Below are 18,771 nucleotides of genomic sequence, written 5' to 3'. Positions count from 1 at the left end.
CGTCAGTGTCCGTCCGCCACCCTCGCCACCAGGGCTTGCGGATTGGCCCAGCGGGTGGCATGCGCCTGCTGCCGCAGGGCTTCAATGTCACTGTCGACCATCATGTTCTGGGTGGTGGTGACGGGCGAGGACAGCACCTCGGCGAAAAACGTCGGCGCGACAAGGGTGGGCGCCACCATGATCACCGTGAAACTGGGCTCACCGTCGTCCCCGTAGATCGCCATCAACGCCGACTTGGTCATGTCGAGGTATTCCATCCGGCTCGCTTCCAACCGGTTGATTTCCTGCTGTCGCCGGTACTGCTCACGCCAGTGGCTCGCCTGGTCCGGGTCCTGCTCGACGCCGTCGCCCTTGTCGTAGCGCTCGGCCATGCGCTGCATCGCCGCCACCTGGCCCTGGCGCGCCAGGGCCAGATCCTGCTCCAGTGCCTCGCGGGCCGCGGCCTCTGCAGCCAGGCGCGCCCGTTCCTGGCGTTCCTGTTCCGCCTTCTCCGCGGCGATCCGGGCCTGCTCACGGCGCAGGGCCTCCTGCTCACGGCCGTATGCGGTCAGGGTCCGGGCTGGCAACGACACCCGTACCCGTTGCGGCTCACCGGCACGGAGCTCAAGGGTCTGGGTAAACACCCGTTCGTACTCCCGGTCCAGCGGTTTGACCACCGTCACCTCATGCTCGCCGGCCTGGGTCAGGATGGGGCGTTTGGCAAAGGGCTCGCAGTCGAACTGGTACTCGCCGTCGAGGTAGACGGCAGCCCCATCGGTCTCGTCCAGGCAGTCGATTCGAACCAAAGAGTCGGCGGCGTAGGCGGCCGGGGTGACCACCGCCAACAGCAGGGAGGCAAAAAACTTCATATCGGGTTCCCGAGAGTCCAGGTGAGGAAGAGCGCCCGCCCGCCGACACCATGACCGCCGAGAAGACCCTGTGTTCATGACATCTTAGTAAGTTGGGCAGAGAATGACCATGTTCCGTTGAAAACACCCGCGTCCTCCCCCACTACCAGAGAGAGAGACTCCATGCACGAGGCACGCCATGACCGGACACCAAGGGACACCGTCGACCTGGCAACGCTCCGCTTGGCGCAACCGCATCCAGAGCATTCTGCTGATCCTGTTTTTGCTGGGGCTGGTGGCGCTGTTGGGGGAGTTGCTGTTTGGTGAAAGCGGCCGCTGGCTGGCCCTGGCCGCCGGCCTGATCGCGGTGCTGAGCGCCCCGGCAGCCGGGGGACGGCTGACCCTGGCCGCCTACCGGGCACGCGTCCTGCCGCCGCAGCTGGCCCCGGACCTGTGGGCCCTGTTGCAGCGGTTGGCGGAACGGGCGGAACTGCCCCGCACCCCCCGCCTGTACGTGGTACCCAGCCACACCATCAACGCGTTCGCGGTGGGCAGCCGTAACGAGCCGTCGGTGGCGGTCACCGAAGGTCTGCTGCGCAGCCTGACGCCCCGGGAGATCACCGGGGTACTGGCCCACGAAATGTCCCACATCGCCCACGGCGACCTGTTCGTGATGACCCTGGCCGATGCCGCCAGCCGCCTCACCAGCCTGCTGTCGCTGGCGGGCCTGCTGTTGCTGATTCTGGCGCTGCCCCTGATGCTGCTGATGCCGGTGGATATCCCCTGGATCGCTCTGATTCTATTGGCGGTGGCTCCGCAGCTGGCGTTGCTGGCGCAACTGGGCCTATCCCGGGTCCGGGAGTTCGACGCCGATCTGGCCGCCGCCCGGCTGACCGGCGACCCCGAAGGACTGGCCTCGGCCCTGGCCAAAATCGAGCGGGCCAACCTGTCCTGGCGCGGCTGGCTGCTGCCCGGCTGGGGTAACCCCGAACCCTCCTGGCTGCGCACCCACCCGGCCACCAGCGAACGCATCCGACGCCTGCTGGCCCTCACCCCCGCGGCCCGAGACTGGCCGCACCACCCCCGCACCTGGCCGCGCACACCGGAACACCTCCAGCCCCCCCGTTGGCGGCCGGGCGGCATTTGGCGCTAGCCCCCCCACCCATCGGGATTGTCTATTTTGTATACACCAGCTAAATTGCAAGGAAACAGGGAGCGAGGTAAGGCAAGGGAATGGCGGGCACTGACGAGCAGTTTTCGTTCATCGACGACGAACAGGATACGGCCCCACCCGACGCGACCGGGGAGCGGGGCCAGAGGGCGCCCCCCCTGGAAAGTGCTGAGTGTCGAGGACGACCGGGGGTACCAGGCGTCCCTGACCTACGGCCTGCGCGGGCTCACGGTGCTGGGCCGGCCGGTGGAGCTGCTCAGCGCCAACTCCGCCACGGAGGCGGCGGTGCTGCTCGCCAACCAGACCGACATCGGCCTGATCCTGCTGGATGTGGTGATGGAGGAGGAGGACGCCGGGCTGCGCCTGGTGGAGACCATCCGCAACACCCTGGGCAACCAGACCGTGCGCATCGTGCTGCTGACCGGCCAGCCCGGCGTCGCGCCCCGGGCCCGGGTGATTCAGGAATACGACATCAACGAGTACTGGAACAAGTCCGAACTCCAGGACCGGCTGCCCTCCATCGTCACCACCAACCTGCGCACCTGGCAGACCATGGCGGAGCTGGAACAGGCCCACATGGGCCTGCAGATGGTGGTGGAAGCCAGCCAGCATCTTGCCGACCGATACGATCTGCAGCATTTCTCGGACACGGTGCTGCAACAGATTGCCCAGGTCATCGGGCTTGGCGAAACCGGCGGCGAGGGCATTCTGTGCCTGGAGCACAACCCCCGGCAAGCCGGCGGCGTGAGGGTCCTGAGCAGCTTCGGAGCCTTCCGGCACAGCCACCGGCAGTCGCCGGACGAACTCAGCGGCACCCTGGCGACGTTCGCGCCGGCCATCGACGAGGCCCTGCGCTCGCGCCGGCACCAGTTCCAGGACAACTACGTGGTGCTGTATTTCCCGCAGAATGCCCTGCTCCATGAACCGGGAGACGAGATCGTCCATACCGTGCTCCTGAAAACCCCGGGGCCCTTGAGCGAAAGCACCATCCGCCTGCTGTCCGTGTTCAGCGAAAACATCAAAACGGGCTTTACCAATCTGATGCTGGTTGACCGGCTCCGCGCCCTGTCCTACTTCGACGCCTCCCTGGACATCTACAATCGCAACTGGCTGATTCGGGAACTTCGCCGGCTGTCCCGCCGCCAGTGGCAGGCTGGCACGCTTCTGCTGTTCTCGCTCAACGACTACGCCGAACGCACGCTGACCTTTGGCCATGCCGCGGTGGAGCAGTTCATGACCAAGCTGTACCGGCACCTGAACACCCGATTGCCCCCGGGAACGCCGTTCGTGCGCATTGGCCTGGACACTCTGGGGGTCCTCAGCCCCAGCGACCGGTTGCCCGACGACGGTGCGCTGCGCGGGCTATCGCTGGTGGACATTCCGTTGGAGGGTGCCACCCGCAAGGTCCGCCTGACCCTGGCCCGGCTCAACCTGGCGGACGTGGAACGGGAATGCCCGGCCGAGGAGGTGCTGCACCTGGCGCAGACGGTGCTGTACACCGCCAAGCGGGAAAAGCAGCCCCTCGGCGTCTACCGTCCGGAGGTGCTGACCCGCATCCAGAATGATTTCGACCTGCTGCAACAGCTCATCCAGGCCTTGGAGGAAGACCGGCTGACGATCTTCCTGCAGCCCAAGATACGCCTGAACAACCGCCAGGTCGTCGGCTTCGAAGCCCTGGTGCGCTGGCCCCAAGAGGACGGCAGTTTCATTGCCCCGGGCGCCTTCCTGCCCCTGGCCGAGACTTCCGGCCTGCTGAATGCTCTGGATCTGCAGATCCTGCGCAAGACGGTGGCCGCCACGCAGTACCTGTCCAGTCTGGGTCATGCGCTGCCGATCTCCTTCAACGCCACCTGGAGCGACCTGTGCAACCCGGACTACGTCGGCAAGCTGCTGTCGATTCTGGACTCCGGGCAGGTCGATCCGGCCCGGCTGGAAATCGAGATCACCGAGACCCAGGCCATGCAGGGCTACCATGAGGTGGCCCCTCTGCTGGCTACCCTGCGCGAGCGCGGCATGGCCGTCAGCATCGACGACTTCGGCACCGGGCATTCGTCCCTCGCCTACCTGGCCACCCTGCCCGCCGATACCATCAAGATCGACCGCTCCTTTGTGCAGGAACTTGGCTCGGGCAGCATCGGCGAACATGTCACCGAAATCGTGATCGCCCTCGGCCGGCGCTTTGGCTACACGGTGGTGGCCGAAGGCATCGAGACCGAAGCGCAGCGGGCACACCTGGTCAACATGGGGTGTGCCATCGGCCAGGGCTTCCTGTTCGCCAGGCCCATGTCCGTTGACGATGTCGTCGACTGGCTGGCCCAGACATGAGCGTCGTCCGGGACGGCCTCAGAAAACGCGTCCTGTTCCACCTGCCGGTGCTGGCCGCGGTCCTGGTGCTGCCGCTGTTGGTGGCGGCGATCGTTTACCACGACCGCATGTCCGGCACCCTGGACAGCCTGAGACAGCAGCACGACCGTAAGCTTGGCCTGGCGTTGTCGATAGTGCACAGCCGGCTCGGCGACATGCGCCACACCCTGCGCCTGCTGGCCCACGACCGGCAGCTGGCCGAGGCGCTGTCGCAGGAACCGATCGACCGGGCCCGGGCAGAAGCGGTCATGGTCTCGTTTAACGATGCCGTGGAAGACCTGATCCAGCTTCGCTGGCTGGACCCGACCGGCCAGGAACAAGTCCGCGTGGATGTGGCCAACCGGGTTGCCTATCCGGTCCCCGAGCACCAGTTGCAGGACAAGAGCCAGCGCTACTACTTCCAAGCCGGCATCCAGACCCCACCGGACCGCATCTATTTCTCGCCCATCGATCTCAATGAAGAATGGGGCCGGGTGGTGGTTCCTCTCCAACCGACGGTCCGTGTCTCCCTGCAAACCGGCCAGGACGGCCGGATGCCGCCCGGACTGCTGATCCTGAACTACAACCTGGCGTCGATGCTGGCCGCCCTGCGGCAGCTGAACGACGACCAGGTGCAGCTGAGGCTCGCCAACCCCGACGGCTATTGGATGCTGCACCCCGATCCGGCGCAGGAATGGGGGCAGCAGCTGAATCACCCGGAAGCGACCCTGGCGCGCACCCGTCCGGCGCTCTGGCAGGCACTGCAAACCCATGAGGTGCTCACGGACCTGTTCGACACCGGCGTGGTCAGCGCCCAATCCCTGCGGCTGCGGCCGGAAACCGGACAGGTGGACGCCTACCTGCTGGCCCATACCCCGCGGTCCCTGATTCAGGGTTACCGGTCCAGGGCGCTGATGCAGGCGTCGCTGGTGGCGGCGATCCTGCTGGCGGTGGGGGGTGTGGTGTTGTGGCGGGAATACCGGCAGCAGCGGACCATGCTCCAACTGAACCGGCAACTGGCACAGGACAAGGTCGCTCTGGAACAGGCTGGCCAGCGCCAACAGGAACTGCTCGGCCAGCAGCAGCTGTTGCAGCAGGATCTGGTGCAGGCCTCCAAGCTTTCGTCCCTGGGCATGATGGTGGCCGGCGTCGCCCATGAGCTGAACACGCCGATTGGCGGCGCCATGCTGGCCGCCGCCCGCCAGCAACAGAACCTGGACAGCTTGCGCCAAGGCTTCGAGCAAGGCCTGTCACGCGCGGACTTCAAGGCCTACCTTGAGGACACCGAACAGGGAATCGAGCTGATCCGGCAGAACCTGACCCGGTGCGCCGAGCTGGTGCACAGTTTCAAACGCCTGGCCGTTGACCGGGGCAACGAGGACATCGTCGAGTTTTCGCCGCGGCAGGTCGCCGAGGACCTCATCCATTCCCTGAAGCCGCAACTGAAGCAGCATTCGGTGACCATCGACAACCGGATCGACCCCACCCTGACCCTGCAGGGCTACCCCGGGGTGCTCTCCCAGGTGTTACAGAATCTCCTGGTCAATGCTCTGGAGCACGGGTTCCAGGCGGCCGAGCCGGGCACCATTACCCTGACAGCGCGGCCGGAGGGACGGCGGTTGCTGATCACCGTGGAAGACAACGGCCGCGGCATCGATCCGGGCATCCGGCCCCGGTTGTTCGACCCGTTCGTGACCAGTCGCCGGGGCCAGGGCAACACCGGGCTGGGCCTGCACTTCGTGCACCAGTGGGTCACTCAGGTGCTGCAGGGCAGCCTTGACGTGCAATCCCCCTGCGACCACGACCGGGGCACCCGGTTCACCCTGCGCCTGCCGGTCGCGCTCGACAAGGTCGACGTCTAGCCGTCGCCGCTTACAGGAAACTCAGGCCCAGACTGATCACCACACCGGTGACGATCAGCAGAACCAGGCAGTAGCCCATGATGTCCTTGGCCCGGAGACCGGCGATCGCCAGCACCGGCAGTGCCCAGAACGGTTGCAGCAGGTTGGTCCAGGCATCGCCCCAGGCCACCGCCATCGCCACCCGCGGCACATCCGCGCCCAGGGCCAGGGCCGCGGGCAGCATCACCGGGGCCTGCACCGCCCATTGACCACCACCGGACGGCACGAACAGGTTGACCACACCGGCGCTGATGAAGCTCCAGAACGGCAGGGTCTGTTCGGTGGCGATGGACACAAAGCCCTGGGAAATGGTCTCGGCCAGGCCGGACTGGGTCATGATCGCCATGATGCCGGCGTAGAACGGAAACTGGATGACGATCCCCGCCCCACCCTTGACCGCTTCGTTGAGGCTGACCAGCAGGCGGTGGGGCGTCTGGTGCAGCACGATCGCCAGGAACAGGAACATGAAGTTGACGATGTTGAGGTTCAGGCCACCGCCCTGGACAAAGTAATACACCGCGTAGGCCACACCGCTGAAGCCCACCAGCCAGGCCAGCAGGCGACTGTTTTCCAGGTGCTCGGCGGGCCGCGACGGTGTCACTTCCGGCACCTCCGGGTCCTGAATCTTGCTCGGGTCCGCGAACACGCTCTCGTCCTGGGGCGGCAGCATCAGCCGGTTGATCAGCGGCACCACGATGAACAGGGCCACCACAATGGCCAGGTTGAAGAACGCAAAAATGGTGTCACCGGTGCCGATCACGCCAATCTGGCTTTCGGTGAAGTGCCCCGGCGTGGCGATGGTCAGCGGAATGGAGCCGGCCAGACCGCCGTGCCAGACCACGAAACCGCCGTAGGCACTGGCGATCAGCAGCGGATAATGCACCTGGATGCGCCGGGCCAGCGCCTTGGCGAACAGGGCACCGACCACCAGGCCAAAGCCCCAGTTGATCCAGCTCGCCACCAGGGACACGTAGGTCACCAGCAGGATCGCCTGGCCCGGGTTGCGGGCCATCGAGGCCAGCCGGTCCAGAATCCCCTTCACCAGCGGCGTGCTGGCCAGCATGAAACCGGTCACCAGCACCAGCAGCATCTGCATCGAGAAGGTGAGCAGCCCCCAGAAGCCCTTGCCCCACATGTCCATGACGGCAACGGGGGACTGGCCTTCCACCAGCATCGCGGCAACGGCGGCCACCAGGGTCAGGATCAGAACGAAGATGTAGGGGTCCGGCAGGTAGCGTTCCACCAGACGAACCAGGGGTTGAGACGCACGATTCAACATGGCAAGCCTCTCCGGTTGTTTTTGTGTTATTTCAGAGCCGGCTGCATTATCCCTGCTCTTTGGCCAGGGGGCAATTCCGTCGCAGCGACGGGCCCGGGAGGTGTACCGAGACCGTCAGCCCAGAACCCGGCGGTGTACCCGGCGGGTGATGCCGGTGAACAGGGTGTAGGCGATGGTGTCGCACCAGGGCGCCACCTCATTGGCCAGGAGGTTCCTGCCCCAGAATTCCACGCTTGACCCGACACCGGCCTCCAGACCGGTCAGGTCCACCATCAGCATATCCATGGACACCCGGCCAAGGAGCCGGCTGCGCTGGCCATTCACCAGCACCGGCGTGCCATTTCGGGCCTGGCGAGGGTAGCCGTCGGCATAGCCCATGGCCACCGTGCCGACACGGGTCGGCGCCTCGCAGACCCAGGTGCCGTTGTAGCCGATGGCCTCCCCGGGCCGCAGCTCACGCACGGCAATGACTTCGGAGGTGAGCGTCATCGCCGGCTTCAGCTGGGCCTGCACTTCCGGGTCGGCCACGAACGGCGACGCCCCGTACAGGATGATGCCCGGCCGCTGCCAGTCGTGGTGCGCCTCGGGCAACGTCATGGTGGCGGCGGAGTTGGCAAAGCTTCTGGGCGACGGGCAGTCGCGGCTGACGCGCTCGAACCGTTCCAGCTGATGCCGGGTGGCCGGGCTGGCGGGGTCTTCCGCCGAGGTGAAATGACTCATCAGGGTCAGGCTACGCACCTGCGGCAGGGCCTTCAGGCGCCGGTACGCGGCCCGATACGCGTCCGGCGCGAAACCCAGCCGGTGCATGCCGGTGTCCAGCTTCAGCCAGACGTTCAGCGGCGCGGACAGATCCGCCCGCGCGATGGCGTCCAGCTGGGCCTGGTTGTGTACCACCGTCCAGAGATCGTGGCGGCCGATGTCGGCCAGCTCATCGGCCTGGAAAAAACCTTCCAGCAGCAGGATCGGGTTGCGGATGCCGGCCTCGCGCAACTCCAAGGCTTCCTCGATGCAGGCAACGGCAAAGCCGTCGGCCTCCGTCTCCAGTTTCCGGGCGACGTCGATGGCACCGTGACCATAGGCGTTGGCTTTAACGACCGCCAGCGCTTTCCGCGCCGGCGCCTGGGATTTGGCGACCCGGTAGTTGTGGGCGATGGCGTCCAGGTCGATGGTGACGGTTGCCGGTCTGGCCATGGTGACGAACCTCGTACTCGAACGTTTCTGGCATCAGCGGTGGTAGCGGGCGACGGACAGGCCGTCCGGATCAATGTCCGGCGTTCGGCCGGTCACCACATCCGCGACGAACCGGGATGCGCCCAGGGACATGGTCCAGCCCAGGGTGCCGTGGCCGCTGTTGAGGACCAAGTTGTCATAGCGGGTCTCGCCCAGAATCGGCACGCTGTCCGGCGTCATCGGGCGCAGGCCGGTCCAGAATTCCGCCCGCTCCAGGTCGCCGGCCCCCGGGAACAGGTCCCGGACGGAAAACTCGATGGCGCCGCGGCGTTTCGGAGTCAGGGCCTTGTTGAAGCCGGCGATCTCGGCAATGCCACCGACCCGGATGCGGTCGTCGAACCGGGTCACCGCGACCTTGTACTTCTGGTCCATGACGGTGGAAACCGGAGCCCGGCGCTCGTCCAGAATCGGCATGGTCAGGGAGTAGCCCTTGAGGGGATAGATCGGCAGGCGGATACCGATGCTGTCCAGCAGCGCCGGCGCGTAGGTGCCCAGGGCCACCACGTATTTGTCGGCGGTGAGCGCACCGGCGGAGGTGGTCACGGACATGACCCGCCCCCCGACAACGTCGATGGACAGAATCTCCGTGTTCATCCGGAAGACCACGCCCAGTTTCCGGCACTCGTTCGCCAGGGCGTTGGTGAACTTGAAACAGTCGCCGGTGCCATCCCCCGGCAGGTACAGACCACCGACGATTTTTTCCTGCACGTTGGCCAGGGCCGGCTCGTGCCGGATACAGGTGGCGACATCCACCATCTCATGGGGCACGTTGCAGCGTTCCAGAACCGCCACGTCCTTGGCGGCGGCATCCAGTTCCCGGTGGCTGCGGAACACTTCCAGGGTCCCCTTCATGCGCATGTCGTAGTCCAGGCTGAGCTCGCGGTTCAATTCCCGGAAGCACTCGGCACTGTAGCGGGCCACCCGCAACATGCGCTCCTTGTTCACCTCGAAGGCCTCGGCGGTGCACTGCCCCAGCATCTTCAGCATCCAGCCAAGGGCCCGGGTGTCCAGATCCCCCGGGCTGAAGTAGAGCGGGGAGATGTCCTGCAGCATCCACTTGACGGCCTTGAGCGGCACACCGGGAGCTCCCCAGGGCGTGGAATAGTCGAATGACAGCATACCGGCGTTGGCGTAACTGGTTTCCGTGGCCGGGGTGTCCAGCCGGTCGACCACAGTCACCTCGTGCCCCGCCCGGGCCAGATACCAAGCGGTGGTCACTCCGATAACGCCGCTGCCCATCACCAGAACGTTCATGAAACGGCTCCCTGACAATGGAAATCAAAACATGTGATATCCCCAGTGTATTACCAAATTGCCAGAAGAAAATTTTGTTTTTCATGAATAATCAGGCTAAAACAACAAACAAACTCACATTAACAGTGGAAATAAATTCATGCCCGACAGCAGGAAACGCCCCCTGGACAAACTGGACATCCGCATCCTCAGAACCCTGCAGAACGATGGCCGGATCAGCTATGTGGACCTCGCCGACAAGGTCGGCCTGAGCTCCACCCCCTGCATCGAACGGGTACGGCGGCTGGAAAAGGAAGGCTACATCGAAGGCTATTACGCCCGCCTGAACCCGAAGCTGCTGGGCTACAACATGCTGGTGTTCGTGGAAATTTCCCTGTCCTACCAGTCTCCGGATTCCTTTCAGGAGTTCAGCCAGGCCGTCGAGCGACTGCCCTACATTCTGGAGTGCCACCTGGTGTCCGGGGACTCGGACTACCTGATCAAAGCCCGCATCAGCGACATCTCCGAATACCGGGCCCTGCTGGGAGAGATGCTGCTGACCCTGCCCGGCGTCAAGAACTCCAAAAGCTACATCGTGATGGAAGAGGTAAAGGAAAGCCTGGCCCTGCCGCTGGATGACAGCCGGGCCGGGAAATGACACGGCGCGGCCCCGGGCACCCGCGTCAGCTGTGCCCCTTCAGCCCCAGCTGATGCTGCCACAGCCGCTCCACACCCGGCGGCCGCGTGGCGCCGTAGATGGCCCGGGGCTCGCCCCGGTGCAGGGCCCAGAGCTGGTTGCCAAAATCGTAATGCCACCATTCACTGGGCAGATTGGTGAAACCGGCACCGGTCATTGCGTTATAGAGAATGCGCCGATGGACCCGCGCCTCACCGTACCGGTCGTCGTGCACCGGGTCTTCGAGGGCCGCGCTCCAGGACAGCGGGCTGGCTTCATCAAACAGCGTGCCCATATCCAGCAGGCGCCCGTCGGCGTCACTCAGGGTGACGTCCACCGAGCCTCCGGTCAGGTGCGGGCTGGGAGCCTCCGGATCCGTACTCGGGGGTGAAACCAAGGTACGGGTGAACGCATACCGGGCATCGGCGTCCAGGTCCGGTCGGGCGTGCTGGAGCAGGTTGATCAGGGTATCGAACAGGTACTGCTGCACGATGAATGGGCGCCAGCCGTCCAGAACCACCAGCCGCATGCCGGCGGGCAGCCGTTGGCTCGCCAGCATCAGCCGGTCAAACACCTCGCGGCGGACAAAGCACTCGTCGACCGCATGGGGAACCCCCATCTTGTAGTAGGCGGGATAGGTGGCCAGCCCCGGACTCAGGCTGGTCGGCAACAGCGGGTCGTTCCGCTCCACAATCGGGATGTCACGCAGGGCACTCCAGTCCGGCAGAGGGTGATCGGGGATCGGGGCTTCGGCAAGTGGGGTTTTGGGGTTGGTCATGGTTATTCAAGAAGGTTGGGTAAAAACAGGGTGAGTTGGGGCATCAGGATGAGCAGCACCAGCGTGCACATCGCAACCAGCACGAACGGCCATATCGACCGGAACATCATGCTGAGCTCCACTTTGCTGACAGCGGCCGCGACGAAGACACAGGCGCCCATCGGGGGTGTGATCAGGGCAATGGTGATATTCATCGTGATGACAATTCCCAAGTGGACAGGGTCGACCCCCGCCTGCATGGCAACCGGTACGAACACCGGGGTTAACAGCATCAGGGCAGAGACTTCCTCCATCAACATGCCGGTAACGAAGGTGATCAGGCTCAACAGCAGCAACGTCAGTGTCGGGCTATCGGCGAACGGTTCCAGCAGAACCGAAAACTGGCTTGGCACCTGACCGAACGCCAGCAACCAACTGACCACGGCCGAGGCCGCAATGATCATGAAGATAGCGCTGGTCAGGCGCACGGTTTCGGCAACCGCCTGTCGAATTCCCTGCCAGTTCAGGTTCCGGGTAACAAGGCCAAGAATCGCAGCATAGGCCACGATCAACGCCCCCGACTCCGTCGGTGTCACAAACCCGAAGACAATGCCCGCCACAATGATGAAGGGGGCCATCAGGGCCGGGGCGGAACGATACAGGGCAACCAGAATCCCCCCGAGGCTGGGTTTGCGGCCGGTTACTTGGAGGTTCGCCCGGTGAGCATACACTCCGTTCATGATCATAAATGCCAAACCCAGGATCAGCCCGGGTATTACACCGGCCAGGAACAGGTCGCCAACCGATGTGTTGGTCAGCGAGGCATACAGGATCATGAAAATACTGGGGGGGATGATTGGCCCGATCAGAGAGCTGCCAGCAGTCAGGCCGGCTGCGTATGCCTTGGAGTAGCCCTCTTTTTTCATGGCTGGCACCAACAGAGAGCCGAGTGCCGACGTGTCGGCCACTGCCGAGCCATTCACGCCGGCGAAAAATACGCTGGACACGACATTGACATAACCCAGTCCCCCTTTCAAATGGCCCACCAAAGCCTTGGCGAGGTCGATCAGCCGTGGAGTGAGTCCAGCGGCGTTCATCAAGTTGCCCGCCAGGATAAACAGCGGGATGGCCATGAGCGAAAACGCATCGATTCCGGCGAACATCTGTTGAGGCAGCATGCGCGGAATCAGCGCCGGGTCAACAAACAGAAACCCTGTCAACGCAGCCAGCAGCAAGCACACGAACAGGGGAAGCCCTAGAAGTACATTGACGACGAAGGCCGCCAGCATTGCAGCTAACATCATGGATCAGCTCTCTGTTGGGGGCACGCTGTGTAGGACCGGACCACGGAGCAGTGTCAGCAGACACAGAGCCCCGAAACCCATAGGCAGACTGAACAGTGGAATGCTCTTGCTGATACCAAGCCCTGGGGTCATGAAGCGAGAGATAGACAGGGCATAGCGCGCACTGATCCAGGTGATGAAAGCACTCAGCAGCAGCACGACCAGCCAGTGGTAAAACGACACCAGCAGCCCCCAGCGGCCCTTGAAGAAACGCTGCATGATCGCCACCCGCATGTGCTCATCGTCCAGGTAAACCGTGCCGGCACAGAGCATCACACTACCGATGACCAGATACCGGGCGCCTTCATCCATCCATATCGGTGAAAAATTAAACAGATAGCGAGCAGACACGCCATAGAGTAATACCAGAAGGTTGACGACCAGCATCGCACTGGCAAGAACCAGCAACCCCTGGGACAGGCGCCGACGTATGGACTCAATCATGGGACGGGTCTCGGGGCGGATACCCGGTATCCGCCCACTCTGAAGGTTATTTCAGGCCGGCGTCCTTGAGCGCCAGATCGATCCACTTCTGATCGATGCCCTGCTCTTCCAGCCACTGGAGATAGGATGGACGACTGATACGACGAAACTCATCCAGCTCTTCGGCGGTCGGGCGGTACACCTCCATGCCCTTGTCGGCGAGGAACTGAATACGCGCCTCGACCTGGGACTCGACGGCTTGCCGGTTGAGAGCATTGGCTTCAGCCACCGCCTCTTCCAGCGCCTTGCGTTCGCGCTCGCTCAAATTGTCGAACCACTCACCGTTGGCGACCAGAAACTGGTCGGAGTATTGGATGTTGGCCAGTGTCAGGTACTTCTGCACCTCAAACAGGCTGCCCAGAATGATGTACATGGGCGGGTTCATCTGACCATCAGCCACGCCCGTACGCAGCGCCATATAGACCTCGGTCCAGGGAATTGGGGTACCGGACGCGCCGAATGACTCGTACAGGGCAACCTGGCTCTTATCCATGGCCCGGAAACGCAACCCCTCGAAATCGGCCGGTTTGTGGATCGGTCGCTTGCTGTTGGTGAACGCCAGGAATCCGCCCTCTTCGACAACCGCCAAGATCCGGGTACCGGTGCGCTTGTAGAACTCTTCTTGAGAAGCTTTCCAGTATTCACCCGTGTCAAAGAATGCGCGGGCACTGTCGAAGCCGTCAAACATGAAAGGCGTGGCGCTAACGAAAATCTCCGGGAACTGCGGCGCAATGCCGGCGAAAGAGGCAATGTTCAGGCTGGGCGTGTTCATCACCTGTTCCATCCGCTCTTGCTCTTCACCCAGCATACTGTTGGGATACAGATTCAAGGTCAGATCACCATCCGTTTTCTCCTCCACCAGCTTTTTCAGATTGGAGGCGAACAGGTGTACTGCATTTTTATCGGGATCCGGAGCACCGTTGTAGCTGAGGTTGATCGTTTGCGCCTGCAGAGTGCCGGCCACCGTCAAACCCGCCCCGAGCACAAGCCCTTTCAACAGTATCAGGACATTTTTCACAGATAGCTGTTTGGTCATGATCTCTCCTTAACATCTTATGTGTCGTTTGAGATGACCGTAGCTGTTGCTTTGTTGACGAGTCAATACGGTTTATGTTGCCAAAAAATCAACGCAAATGTGCAGGGACATCACAGTTCAAAAAGTGGGCATGGCTACGCAGGTGGTTGAGCAACGCCTGGGCCGGCAACGTCATCTCCCGGTCCGCGATACTGATCACCCGGGCACGTGCATTGGCCAATACCGCGTCGGCCAGGGGCAACGCCTTGATTCGCCCGGCCTCAATCTCTGTACTGACCGTCAGCGCGGGCATGAACGTGATGCCAATGCCAGACGAGACAAAGCTCTTCAGAACCGATACAGAGTTGGTCCGCAAGCGCGGCTCAAGACGTAAATGATTGGTTTCCTGTGCCAGATTGACCAAGCGCCCCATACCCGTGGTGCTGTCGATCAACGCCAGTGGGTAGTCGACGATCTCATTGAGTGCAATGGGAGCCGGCCTGAGGCTCAGGGGATGGTCGGGAGGGACAATCAGATCGAGAGGGTGCAGGGTTTCCACATGGGTCCGCAGCTTGGGATGGGGCGCGGACGCATAGGTCACGGCAAAATCAATCTGATCCTCCTCCAACAGCTGTACCGCCTCCAGGGCCCCAGCCATTTCAATGTTGAGACGGATCCCTGGATAGGACGCCAGGAAACTCTGCAATGAGTGAGAAATCAGGTCGGAGATGAACCCTTCACCGATCGCGATACTGACCTCGCCCCGCTGCAGCTCTTTCAGATCGTGAATTCTAGACAAAGCCGCCGCCTCGTTGGCACACATCTGGCGGTAGTACAGCAGCAGCTCGTGGCCTGCGGCGGTAATCGGCTTACGACTGTTGCTGCGGTCCCAGACCGGCAACCCTATGGATTGCTCCAGCTGGTTCAACAGCCGACTGACTGTGGCCGGGTCCACGCTCAGGCGCGCGGCCGCCTTGCGCAGGCTGCCGAACCGGGAGAGCGCGTTGAGGTATTCCAGAGCCCGGGGATTCAGTTGCCGCATGGTGATCCGCCGTTACACCGGGTGCCGGGCCAACAACACCGAGATCCCTGCTGAGGACAGCAACGAGCCGCCGACCGGCTCTCTTCGACATGACCCATGTCGACACGATTCCTCTTCATGCGTCACCCAGCTGTTGCTAAGACTCTATAAATTTTGGCAGGGCCATTAGCACTACCCCTACAATCAAAACTGCATACCTGTTATCAATAAAATATGGATAGAACATGAGCGCGATACCGCTATAACGCGCCACGATGTTTGATTGCTTCTTACCGTAGATAAAGTATCCCAGCCCAATGGAACCGAATATCAGGCCGAACACGATGGACCAGCTATCAATCAATTTCCTGCACCTCCATGATCCTTGCCCTTACAGTGGGCTTAGAGACAAACGCATCCAAGTGACGCGCCTGGTTAGCTGCTTCCAAGCATGTACGCACGAAGCTGCCGCTCCTCTCGCATGACATAGAGGATGAGAGCCCGCTTCTCATCCTCACGATAAAAAATACGACACGGTGGAACCACTACCTCCCTGTATACCGAATTGGGGAGTTCGGGAGGAATCCGCCCGGATTGAGGAAAGTTTTCCAAACGCTCGGTCTTATAGAAAATCTGTTGGACCAGATCGCTTGCGGCAGCAGGATTGTCTAGAGCAATGTACTCAGCGATGGCATCCAGTTCTTGAAGGGCGGGCTCTGCCCAGATTACTTCAGCCACTTACTCATTTTCTCCCTGGCCTCACTTTGGCTGTACGTTCTTCCCTCAAGTACAGCTCGCTCTCCTCGTGAGAGCCCCTCAAGCAGCTCAAGTCGGCGCTGCATAAACTCGTAATCTTGCACATCGACAAGGTATGCGGATGGCTGACCGTGCTCCGTGATCAGTATCGGCTCTTTAGACACATGCAGATCTGCCAGAATCTTTGTGGCTTGACGCTTAAGGTTCGTGACAAGCTCAACTTTCATGGGCTCACCCTGATCCAAATTGATAGTGACACTATAGTATCACTTTACGAGTGCGGCAATCACAGCTAACGAGGCTGTAGAAAAACTCTCGCCCCAATGTCTGATCCCGCGCCTATGCAAAACCTGGAAGTGTTTTCAATGATGAATACTCCAGATTTTAAGAATCGGCCCTATTTTTAGATCATTTATTGATCAGCTTCGACTAGAAACAGGTCTTCGACCTTGACGGACTCCGCGGCCCATCCTTGGGCGGTTCTTCTTTAGGAAACGGTCGACTTTGTTCAGCGATTCATCCCGCGAGAGGGTGTTTTTGGTCCGGCGGATATCGCGGTCCAGTTCGGCTTCGGTTTCCGCATCGCCCTTTTCGTTTAGTGGCAGCTCATCACACAAGCGTCAGACGGCAGCCCCCGACTTGGAGGGCTTGAATCAGACTATGTGCTGGCTCGAGGCCCGTTCATTAAGCGAAAGCGGTTTCTTTGACACTTGCACTGTAATCCCCCCATTTTTAACCGCTTTTTAGAGTAGAGGTTAAGCCACTTGCAACAGCCTCGATGGGGGTATTCCTCCAATAGCCGTATTCGGTCGTTCGTTGTTGTACTGCCAAAGCCACTGAGTGGCCAGAAGCTGAGCATGAGCAATGCTTTCGAACTGATGCAAATCCAGCCACTCATGCCGTGCGGTCCGATTGAAGCGCTCAATGTAGGCATTCTGAGTGGGCTTGCCGGGCTGAATGTAGATCAGCGTAATCCGGTTTCTGTTAGCCCAGTTGATCAGTGATTGTGAGATGTATTCTGGCCCGTTATCACAACGAATAGCGGCGGGCTTGCCGCGCCATTCAATGATCTGATCCAGTGCACGAATCACCCGTTGCGCGGGCAAGGACAGGTCGACTTCAATGCCGAGGCCTTCCCGGTTGTAGTCGTCGATCACATTGAATGTCCGGAACGTCTTGCCGCTGATCACTCATGAAGTCCATCGACCAGACCTGGTTGGGCGCCGTTGGAACATCCCGTTCGCCCGGATAATCCCGCTGGATTCGGCGCCGGGGCTTGATGCGTAAATTCAGCTCCAATTCCCGATAAATGCGATACACGCGCTTATGGTTCCAGCTGTAGCCCTTCACATTGCGCAGATACAGAAAGCACAGGCCAAAGCCCCAGCGTTTGTGGGTCTGAGTAAGTCGCAACAGCCAGTCAGCGACCAGCGCGTTCTCGCCACTGAGTTTCGCCCGGTAGCGATAACAGGTCTCGCTGATGCCATACACCTCGCAGGCCAACCGGATACTGATGCCGTGCCTGGCTACGCCCTTCCTGGCCATCTCCCGGCGTTGAGATGGCCTTACAACTTTCCCTCCAAGGCTTCCTGACGCAACTCGGCCTTGAGTCTCTCTTCGGCGTACATCTTCTTCAGGCGGGCATTCTCTGCTTCCAGTTCCTTCAGACGCTTCATCATGGACGCGTCCATGCCGCCAAACTTCGAGCGCCACTGATAGATCAGTGCCGTGCTGACATTGTGTTCCCGTGCCAGCTCAGCCACCGAAACTCCGGCTTCGTGCTGCTTCAAGATTGCCATGATTTGGCTGTCGGTGAATCGAGACTTCTTCATCTGTCGCTCCCTTTGCGATCATTGTAAAAGTCTCTACTCAAAACCTCGATTGTTATCTGGGGGGATTACACTACGTAAAATCTGGGTACATTTTCGATGACGAGTACTCCAGATTTTAAGAGTAGCCCCATTTTTTAGTTCATTTATTGATCAAATTCGATCAACCCAGCACCGCCGGCGTTTTCCTACAGCCTCAACGCTTGCAGCATGCGCGCCCATGGAATGGAGCCGAAGGCGCAATGTAATGGGCGTCGCCATGCCTGCCTTTGTTAGGCATTGATTAATTTCACCGTTGGAGGCTTTTCAGAAACAATATCTATGATTTGGTTTAGGCAGCAAAAGCCGTAGTGTACAAACGGACCTGGGTACTCTGCTGTAGCGAATGTACCTTGGCTAATATAGTTGAGAAACGCTGACTCCGAATAAACCCGTGCAAGTCTTCCCTCGAATTTTTCTTCCATGCCTCCAGCATAACTCTCATTCGTTACTGCATATGCTATGTAGTCATCGAAGACAATTTCATAGTGGGCACTGCTGTCGGTCACCTCTATGGGCTTGCTCTCGTTTAATATCTTTCGTAGAGCCTCATTTGGCTCGTCTTCTGATGATGTTGCTGGGGCAGCACCAGATACACAAGCCTCAGCTATCACTATCCTGAGACAATCTTTATAGGTCTCTTGTATCTCAATCATATCGAGATACTTATGCTGATTCATTGCACTGAACATAGAAGGTATCTACTGTCCGTGGGTAACTCGGTGCCTAACGCCTGAGTTAAGCCGCGCCGCGAAGCGGCGTGGACTTCCCCCAATAAATTGGACACGCCCCATCATTTAATTCCCTCGAACTCTATCGGAGTTCGGTAGCCAAGGCCACTGTGCAGCCGTTGGCTGTTATAAAAGCA

Annotated in this window: 16 protein-coding genes and 1 pseudogene; 4 read left to right on the top strand and 13 right to left on the bottom strand. The window is 61.1% G+C overall.

Annotated features, from left to right (window positions below; translation table 11 throughout):
- Positions 1-2 precede the first annotated feature (2 nt).
- Positions 3-848, bottom strand: a complete 846-nt coding sequence (locus tag BTO32_RS16575; RefSeq protein ID WP_076725776.1) for a peptidase associated/transthyretin-like domain-containing protein — start codon at positions 846-848, stop codon at positions 3-5.
- A 178-nt stretch (positions 849-1,026) separates the two neighbouring features.
- Between BTO32_RS16575 and BTO32_RS16570 the strand changes: the two genes are divergently transcribed.
- The 3 genes from BTO32_RS16570 (at position 1,027) to BTO32_RS16560 (ending at position 6,203) form a co-directional block, all read left to right on the top strand.
- Positions 1,027-1,980, top strand: coding sequence for a zinc metalloprotease HtpX (locus BTO32_RS16570; RefSeq protein WP_076725775.1), 954 nt, complete (start codon positions 1,027-1,029; stop codon positions 1,978-1,980).
- Positions 1,981-2,163: 183 nt separating this feature from the next.
- Positions 2,164-4,323, top strand: coding sequence for an EAL domain-containing protein (locus BTO32_RS16565; RefSeq protein WP_076725774.1), 2,160 nt, complete (start codon positions 2,164-2,166; stop codon positions 4,321-4,323).
- Positions 4,320-6,203, top strand: a complete 1,884-nt coding sequence (locus BTO32_RS16560) for a sensor histidine kinase (protein ID WP_076725773.1) — start codon at positions 4,320-4,322, stop codon at positions 6,201-6,203. The genes BTO32_RS16565 and BTO32_RS16560 overlap by 4 nt, the downstream gene beginning before the upstream one ends.
- Before the next feature lie 10 nt (positions 6,204-6,213).
- On the opposite strand, the gene BTO32_RS16555 is transcribed toward BTO32_RS16560, so the two are convergent.
- The 3 genes from BTO32_RS16555 to BTO32_RS16545 form a co-directional block, all read right to left on the bottom strand.
- Entirely contained in the window at positions 6,214-7,521 is a 1,308-nt protein-coding gene (locus tag BTO32_RS16555; protein ID WP_076725772.1) for a short-chain fatty acid transporter, read from the bottom strand.
- Between the two features lie 114 nt (positions 7,522-7,635).
- Positions 7,636-8,712 carry an alanine racemase gene (alr, locus tag BTO32_RS16550; RefSeq protein ID WP_076725771.1) on the bottom strand — a complete coding sequence of 359 codons (1,077 nt, stop codon included), beginning with the start codon at positions 8,710-8,712 and terminating at the stop codon, positions 7,636-7,638.
- A 33-nt stretch (positions 8,713-8,745) separates the two neighbouring features.
- Positions 8,746-10,005: a D-amino acid dehydrogenase gene (locus tag BTO32_RS16545; RefSeq protein ID WP_076725770.1), complete on the bottom strand. Its 1,260-nt coding sequence runs from the start codon at positions 10,003-10,005 to the stop codon at positions 8,746-8,748.
- Between the two features lie 139 nt (positions 10,006-10,144).
- Between BTO32_RS16545 and BTO32_RS16540 the strand changes: the two genes are divergently transcribed.
- Entirely contained in the window at positions 10,145-10,642 is a 498-nt protein-coding gene (locus BTO32_RS16540) for an Lrp/AsnC ligand binding domain-containing protein (RefSeq protein WP_076725769.1), read from the top strand.
- A 25-nt stretch (positions 10,643-10,667) separates the two neighbouring features.
- On the opposite strand, the gene BTO32_RS16535 is transcribed toward BTO32_RS16540, so the two are convergent.
- The 9 genes and pseudogenes from BTO32_RS16535 to BTO32_RS17860 form a co-directional block, all read right to left on the bottom strand.
- Positions 10,668-11,438, bottom strand: coding sequence for a M15 family metallopeptidase (locus BTO32_RS16535; RefSeq protein WP_076725768.1), 771 nt, complete (start codon positions 11,436-11,438; stop codon positions 10,668-10,670).
- A 2-nt stretch (positions 11,439-11,440) separates the two neighbouring features.
- Positions 11,441-12,721, bottom strand: a complete 1,281-nt coding sequence (locus tag BTO32_RS16530; RefSeq protein ID WP_245820375.1) for a TRAP transporter large permease — start codon at positions 12,719-12,721, stop codon at positions 11,441-11,443.
- A gap of 3 nt (positions 12,722-12,724) precedes the next feature.
- A complete protein-coding gene (locus BTO32_RS16525) occupies positions 12,725-13,204 on the bottom strand; it encodes a TRAP transporter small permease (RefSeq protein ID WP_139339135.1) in 480 nt (159 codons plus the stop codon).
- Between the two features lie 46 nt (positions 13,205-13,250).
- Positions 13,251-14,279: a TRAP transporter substrate-binding protein gene (locus BTO32_RS16520; RefSeq protein ID WP_076725767.1), complete on the bottom strand. Its 1,029-nt coding sequence runs from the start codon at positions 14,277-14,279 to the stop codon at positions 13,251-13,253.
- A gap of 88 nt (positions 14,280-14,367) precedes the next feature.
- Complete coding sequence (locus BTO32_RS16515; protein ID WP_076725766.1) at positions 14,368-15,300, bottom strand: LysR family transcriptional regulator; 933 nt, start codon at positions 15,298-15,300, stop codon at positions 14,368-14,370.
- Between the two features lie 414 nt (positions 15,301-15,714).
- Positions 15,715-16,017 (bottom strand): type II toxin-antitoxin system RelE/ParE family toxin, encoded by a 303-nt coding sequence (locus BTO32_RS16505; protein ID WP_076725765.1) that lies wholly within the window; start codon positions 16,015-16,017, stop codon positions 15,715-15,717.
- Entirely contained in the window at positions 16,005-16,262 is a 258-nt protein-coding gene (locus tag BTO32_RS16500) for a type II toxin-antitoxin system Phd/YefM family antitoxin (protein WP_076725764.1), read from the bottom strand. The genes BTO32_RS16505 and BTO32_RS16500 overlap by 13 nt, the downstream gene beginning before the upstream one ends.
- Positions 16,263-16,790: 528 nt before the next feature.
- Positions 16,791-17,867 (bottom strand): annotated as a pseudogene (locus tag BTO32_RS16490) (IS3 family transposase).
- 269 nt (positions 17,868-18,136) lie between these two features.
- Positions 18,137-18,559 (bottom strand): hypothetical protein, encoded by a 423-nt coding sequence (locus BTO32_RS17860; RefSeq protein ID WP_139339134.1) that lies wholly within the window; start codon positions 18,557-18,559, stop codon positions 18,137-18,139.
- Positions 18,560-18,771: the final 212 nt, after the last annotated feature.

This window comes from Marinobacter lutaoensis, from assembly GCF_001981305.1.
GTDB lineage: Bacteria > Pseudomonadota > Gammaproteobacteria > Pseudomonadales > Oleiphilaceae > Marinobacter > Marinobacter lutaoensis.
Note: the sequence above shows the minus strand (reverse complement) of the source record. Positions and strands in the feature narration are given on the sequence as shown.

Excerpts from the sequence above, each read along its gene's own strand:
- BTO32_RS16575 (WP_076725776.1), bottom strand. The coding sequence starts at position 848 with ATGAAGTTTTTTGCCTCCCTGCTGTTGGCGGTGGTCACCCCGGCCGCC.
- BTO32_RS16570 (WP_076725775.1), top strand. The coding sequence starts at position 1,027 with ATGACCGGACACCAAGGGACACCGTCGACCTGGCAACGCTCCGCTTGG.
- BTO32_RS16560 (WP_076725773.1), top strand. The coding sequence starts at position 4,320 with ATGAGCGTCGTCCGGGACGGCCTCAGAAAACGCGTCCTGTTCCACCTG.
- BTO32_RS16555 (WP_076725772.1), bottom strand. The coding sequence starts at position 7,521 with ATGTTGAATCGTGCGTCTCAACCCCTGGTTCGTCTGGTGGAACGCTAC.
- alr (WP_076725771.1), bottom strand. The coding sequence starts at position 8,712 with ATGGCCAGACCGGCAACCGTCACCATCGACCTGGACGCCATCGCCCAC.
- BTO32_RS16545 (WP_076725770.1), bottom strand. The coding sequence starts at position 10,005 with ATGAACGTTCTGGTGATGGGCAGCGGCGTTATCGGAGTGACCACCGCT.
- BTO32_RS16540 (WP_076725769.1), top strand. The coding sequence starts at position 10,145 with ATGCCCGACAGCAGGAAACGCCCCCTGGACAAACTGGACATCCGCATC.
- BTO32_RS16535 (WP_076725768.1), bottom strand. The coding sequence starts at position 11,438 with ATGACCAACCCCAAAACCCCACTTGCCGAAGCCCCGATCCCCGATCAC.
- BTO32_RS16530 (WP_245820375.1), bottom strand. The coding sequence starts at position 12,721 with ATGATGTTAGCTGCAATGCTGGCGGCCTTCGTCGTCAATGTACTTCTA.
- BTO32_RS16525 (WP_139339135.1), bottom strand. The coding sequence starts at position 13,204 with ATGATTGAGTCCATACGTCGGCGCCTGTCCCAGGGGTTGCTGGTTCTT.
- BTO32_RS16520 (WP_076725767.1), bottom strand. The coding sequence starts at position 14,279 with ATGACCAAACAGCTATCTGTGAAAAATGTCCTGATACTGTTGAAAGGG.
- BTO32_RS16515 (WP_076725766.1), bottom strand. The coding sequence starts at position 15,300 with ATGCGGCAACTGAATCCCCGGGCTCTGGAATACCTCAACGCGCTCTCC.
- BTO32_RS16500 (WP_076725764.1), bottom strand. The coding sequence starts at position 16,262 with ATGAAAGTTGAGCTTGTCACGAACCTTAAGCGTCAAGCCACAAAGATT.
- BTO32_RS17860 (WP_139339134.1), bottom strand. The coding sequence starts at position 18,559 with ATGATTGAGATACAAGAGACCTATAAAGATTGTCTCAGGATAGTGATA.